The 5,170-nt window shown below is 56.3% G+C and carries 4 protein-coding genes; 3 read left to right on the top strand and 1 reads right to left on the bottom strand.

What is annotated here, in order from left to right; genetic code table 11:
* A partial coding sequence (psaA, locus tag H6F57_RS25915; RefSeq protein ID WP_190795050.1) for a photosystem I core protein PsaA occupies positions 1–1,667 on the bottom strand: 1,667 nt, incomplete at its 3' end.
* A 600-nt stretch (positions 1,668–2,267) separates the two neighbouring features.
* Between psaA and H6F57_RS25910 the strand changes: the two genes are divergently transcribed.
* From H6F57_RS25910 to H6F57_RS25900, 3 genes are all read left to right on the top strand, one after another.
* Positions 2,268–2,720 (top strand): NUDIX domain-containing protein, encoded by a 453-nt coding sequence (locus H6F57_RS25910; protein ID WP_190630881.1) that lies wholly within the window; start codon positions 2,268–2,270, stop codon positions 2,718–2,720.
* Positions 2,721–2,741: 21 nt separating this feature from the next.
* A complete protein-coding gene (locus tag H6F57_RS25905) occupies positions 2,742–3,500 on the top strand; it encodes a SprT family zinc-dependent metalloprotease (RefSeq protein ID WP_190630883.1) in 759 nt (252 codons plus the stop codon).
* Between the two features lie 340 nt (positions 3,501–3,840).
* Positions 3,841–4,914: a tocopherol cyclase family protein gene (locus H6F57_RS25900; RefSeq protein ID WP_190630885.1), complete on the top strand. Its 1,074-nt coding sequence runs from the start codon at positions 3,841–3,843 to the stop codon at positions 4,912–4,914.
* Positions 4,915–5,170 lie beyond the last annotated feature (256 nt).

The raw sequence follows: 5,170 nt of genomic DNA, 5'->3' as shown, positions 1-5,170 counted from the left end.
ACGCCCTTGAGCAGAATCAGCGCCGTCACGTGGATGGTGAAGGCGTGGATGTGGTGCACCATGAAGTCGGCAGTGCCGAGGGCCATGGGCATCATCGCCACCTTGCCAGCTACCGCTACTCCAGCGCCACCGAACACGGGGCTAACACTGGCCAGGGCATTGGGCGCTGTGGCCCCTGCCGCTGCCGAGTGGAACCCTTGCACCCATTGGGCAAAGACCGGCTGTAGGTTGATGGCCGTATCCGAGAACATGTCTTGGGGACGGCCCAAAGCCCGCATGGTGTCGTTGTGGACGTATAGACCAAAGCTGTGAAAGCCCAGGAAAATACACACCCAGTTGAGGTGGGAGATGATGGCATCGCGCGATCGCAGCATGCGGTCCAGCGCATTATCCCTATTTACCGCCGGGTCGTAGTCACGCACCATAAAGATGGAGGCGTGAGCACCGGCCCCCACAATCAAGAAGCCGCCGATCCACATGTGGTGGGTAAATATCGACAGCTGAGTGGGGTAATCCGTCGCTAAGTACGGATAGGGAGGCATGGCGTACATGTGGTGCGCCACGATGATCGTGATCGACCCCAGCATGGCCAGGTTGACCGCCAACTGGGCGTGCCAGGAGGTGGTCAGATCTTCAAACAGACCCTGGTGGCCCCGGCCGCCAAACAGCAGCGGGTCACCCTGGTGATTGTCCAAAATCTCCTTCATGCTGTGGCCGATGCCCCAGTTGGTGCGGTACATGTGGCCCGCAACAATGAAGAGCACGGCTAGTGCCAGGTGGTGGTGAGCCGTATCCGACAGCCAAAGGCCACCGGTCACGGGGTTCAGGCCACCCTTAAAGGTGAGGAAGTCAGAGTACACACCCCAGTTGAGGGTGAAGAAGGGCCGGATACCCTCAGCAAAGCTGGGGTACAGGTCAGCCATCAGGGCCTTATTCAGGATGAACTGGTGAGGCAGGGGAATATCCTGCACGGCCACACCGGCATCCAGCATTTTGTTGATGGGCAGCGCCACGTGGATTTGGTGACCAGCCCAGCTGAGGCAGCCCAGACCGAGGAGACCCGCCAGGTGGTGGTTCATCATCGATTCCACGTTTTGGAACCACTCGAGCTTGGGCGCTCGCTTGTGGTAGTGGAACCAGCCGGCAAACAGCATCAGAGCTGCCATTACCAGCGCCCCAATGGCGGTTACGTAGAGTTGGAAGCCATTGGTGAAGCCAGCGGCCCGCCACAGTTGGAATAGGCCAGAGGTGATCTGAATACCGTGGAAACCACCGCCCACATCGCCATTCAGGATCTCTTGACCGAAGATCGGCCAAACGACCTGGGCACTGGGCTTGATGCCCGTGGGGTTGGTCATCCAGGCTTCGTAGTTTGAAAACTTAGCGCCATGGAAGTACATGCCGCTGAGCCAGATAAAGACGACGGCTAGGTGACCGAAGTGCGCACTAAAGATTTTGCGCGAAATGTCTTCTAGATCACTGGTATGACTATCGAAATCGTGAGCGTCGGCGTGAAGGTTCCAAATCCAAGTGGTGGTTTTGGGTCCCTTAGCTAAGATCCGATCAAAGTGACCCGGCTTACCCCACTTCTCGAAGGAAGTAGGCACTGGATCCTTATCTACGATGACCTTGGCTTTCGCCTCCCGCTCCCGCGGGGTAGTTGTCATGGAGACTCTCCTCTCTCTAGACAAAAGCAAATGGAGAATCAATCGCTTTAGGTCGAACTATACCCAAGTGAGCCATGGCCTATGGGCAAAATCGATACTTAGGCGGTGATTGCTCTTGAGCATTATAGTCTCGCGATTTGACGCTTTTTAACCGGTGTTTACAATAATTCAATCTGCGGAAGCCCTTGATTCATCAGGCTTCCAGAATTGCTCTGATCACAAAATTGATCTCTGAATAGGGTTCTTTTAACAAAAATCAATAAATGCCTGGGTTAACACCTCAAAATCAGCGATCGCACCCTCTTTTTATTAACTAATGTTAATTATTGATACCCGACCCTTGATCTTTAGCAAGTTGTAGCGGCTTTAGAGTTTCCGAAATCCTAAGTACTGGCGATGTAGCTGGTGGTATGACCAACCAGGAGGCATCCCCATGACCAACAGTATTTATTTCGATAACAATAATGTTAAGCACAGTGTTACGTTTGCTGCCTTAACCTGCTACGAAGGTCGCGGATCCGGTCGGTAGGGAATAAAGACGCTGGGGAATGGGGGTGAAAGCAACCTCTATGTATATAAGGAGTAATGAAAAGGTGAGTGATGCGCCGTGTAACTGCTAGGCCTGAGGTGGCGATCGCCATCCTGTACCAAGACGATCGCTTCCTGCTTCAGCTGCGCGACGACATCCCCACCATTGCCTGGCCCGGCCATTGGGCCTTCTTTGGCGGTCACCTCGAACCCGGTGAAGACCCTGACGCGGCGGTGTACCGAGAGCTAGAGGAAGAAATTGGCTACATCGCACCTCAGCTATCGCTGTTTGAGCGCGTGGAGGATGAAACCGTGGTGCGCCACGTCTATCACGGGCCGCTGGTGGTGCCGGTGGAGCAGCTGGTGCTGACCGAGGGGTTAGACCTGGGGCTGTGGAGTGTTGACGATATTCACCAGGGCCAGCGATTCTCAGCTCGCGCCCGTGGGGAGCGCCCGTTGGGGCCACCGCACCGGCAAATTTTGCTGTCTTTTCTAGAGCACCGTAGGATAGAACAGGCTATTTAAAGTAGTGTGTTCCTGCCGCCCATGGCTGACTCGTCTGAACAGCTAGAGCTTTTCTCGCCTGAGACGGCGGCGCTGCTCGACTACCGCATTCGGGAGAGCGATCGCGCCCGCCACGTCTCGATCAAAGTGCATCTCAACGGCCAGGTAGAAGTCGTGGTGCCCGTGGGGTTTGACCAGCGTCAGGTGCCTGAGCTACTGCATCGGCGGCGCGACTGGCTGTGGCGATCGCGCCAGCGCTTGGCGCACCAGACGGCGGGGTTAACTGACGACCATTTTGAGGAAAAACCGGGACAGATCGAGGTGCGATCGCGCCACCAAACCTGGCATGTTCAATACCAGCCCGCCACTACCCGCACCCTGGCCATGACCCAGAGCGGCCCCCAAACCCTCTTGCTGTGCGGCGCTGTGGACAACAACACCGCCTGCGCCGATCTGCTGCGCCAGTGGCTGGGCCGCAAGGCCCGCGCCGAGTTTGCCCCCTGGCTACGAGAGCTGAGTTTTGTGATCAACCTGCCTTTTAGCCGCATCTCTATACGCGGGCAAAAAACTCGCTGGGCCAGCTGCTCTAGCAACAAAAACATCAGCCTCAACTACAAGCTACTGTTTTTGCCCCCCGAGCTGGTGCATTACGTCTTCGTCCACGAGCTGTGCCACACCGTGCATATGAACCATTCTGCGGCCTTTTGGCAGCTGGTGGAGGAAAAGCAGCCAGAGCACCAGCGGTTTCGAGACGAGATCCGCGATGGTTGGCAGTACGTTCCTCGTTGGGTTGAAGACTGAGAGTCTTTCAGGGAAATAAACTGCTTTGAGCAGCAGAGTTTCTAGGCTGATGCAGGTAGGTGGAGGAAAGCCAGATCTGCCGCTGGGGCCATTTCGCTGCCCCCAGACCCCCTTCTCGAAGGGCGTTCCGCCGCCCTTCACCCTACGGAAAGGACTGGCCGATCATCGGTTTAAACTTATGTTTTTCAAATGTGCCTGTAGGCGGCACAACCTCTGAGGTTCCGAACTGTGTTCTAGGTTATGGCGCACACCCAAGCAAAAGTTCGATCACTTGACTCAAAATCCAACACTCAAAACTAAACCCTCCCCTATTCCCTACCCATCCACTCCCTCACACCCCATGTCCCTTCACCCCCTTCAAACTCCCCACAGTGGCTATCACTGGGATGGCAAAGACAAGCGATTCTTCGAAGGTTGGTATTTTCGGCTCACGCTGCTAGAGGCTCGCCAGACCTTCGCTTTTATGTACTCCATGGAAGGCCATGTCGGAGGACAGCCCCACAGCGGCGGCACGGCGCAAATCTTGGGTCCAGATGACAGCTACTTTTGCCGCACCTTTCCTGATGTCGGCCAGTTTTGGGCTTGGCCTGAAGGGCTAGGGCTAGGCCACTGGCGAGGGAAACCCCAAATCAAGCCTCGTCTGCTGTCATCGTCAGAATTTAAGGAGCAAGTGTCGGAGGGCTATCAGGTGACGGCGACCTGGCATCAGGGTTGTTTGAACGATCCTGTCTTGGGTACTGTGGCTTGGGAGTATCACACCGAGCCAGTCTATGGCTGGGGGAGCACCGGTCAGCCTCAGCAATCTACGGCTGGGCTGCTCTCTAGCCTGCCAATTTTCGAGCCGGGCTGGCAAATTCTCATGGCCCACGGCCACGCTACGGGGTGGATTGAGTGGCAAGGGCAGCGGCATGAGTTCGCCAATGCCCCGACCTACAGCGAGAAGAATTGGGGGCGATCGTTTCCGCAAAAGTGGTTTTGGCTCAACTGCAACGCCTTTGAGGGGGTGCCCGACCTCGCCCTCACCGCTGGGGGTGGTCGTCGCCAGGTGCTTACCTGGATGGAGTCGGTAGCGATGGTGGGGATTCACCACGGCGGCAAATTTTATGAATTTGTGCCCTGGAATGCCCGCGTCACTTGGCACATAACTCCTTGGGGCTACTGGCACATGCAGTGCGATCGCCCTGATTATGTGGTTGAAGTGACTGGCACTACCGATCTCCCCGGGATTCCGCTACGGGCACCAACCCACGACGGTATGGCCTTCTGCTGTCGCGACACGGCCCTGGGCGACCTCAGCCTCAAGCTGTGGCAGCGGCGGGGTGGCGAGCTGGATCTGGTGGTCGCCGCCACCAGTACTCAGGCTGGGCTAGAAGTTGGCGGTGGCCCTTGGGATGAGCCATGGGTTAAGGAGTGATGGCGCTGGAGTATAAAGTGTTGGCCACTGTGCTTAGGACATAAACCACTATCACCGGCAAAAACTGGGGCAGCGCACTGGCGTATAGCCATCGCTGCAAGGGATTATGCAGAGTGTCCTAACCGATCTGGCGATGGCTATAACGCTCTTCAATGGCTCTGGCGGGAGATAATTTAGGGTATAAGGGCTGAGAGCTAGGTAGAGAAGATGACAGTGCCCCGCATGGCCAAACCGACCGTAAGGTTTGTAGATGACT

Source organism: Leptolyngbya sp. FACHB-60, from assembly GCF_014695775.1.
Taxonomy (GTDB): domain Bacteria; phylum Cyanobacteriota; class Cyanobacteriia; order Phormidesmidales; family Phormidesmidaceae; genus Nodosilinea.
The sequence above is the reverse complement of the archived record's forward strand: the minus strand, read 5'-3'. Positions and strand labels throughout refer to the sequence as shown.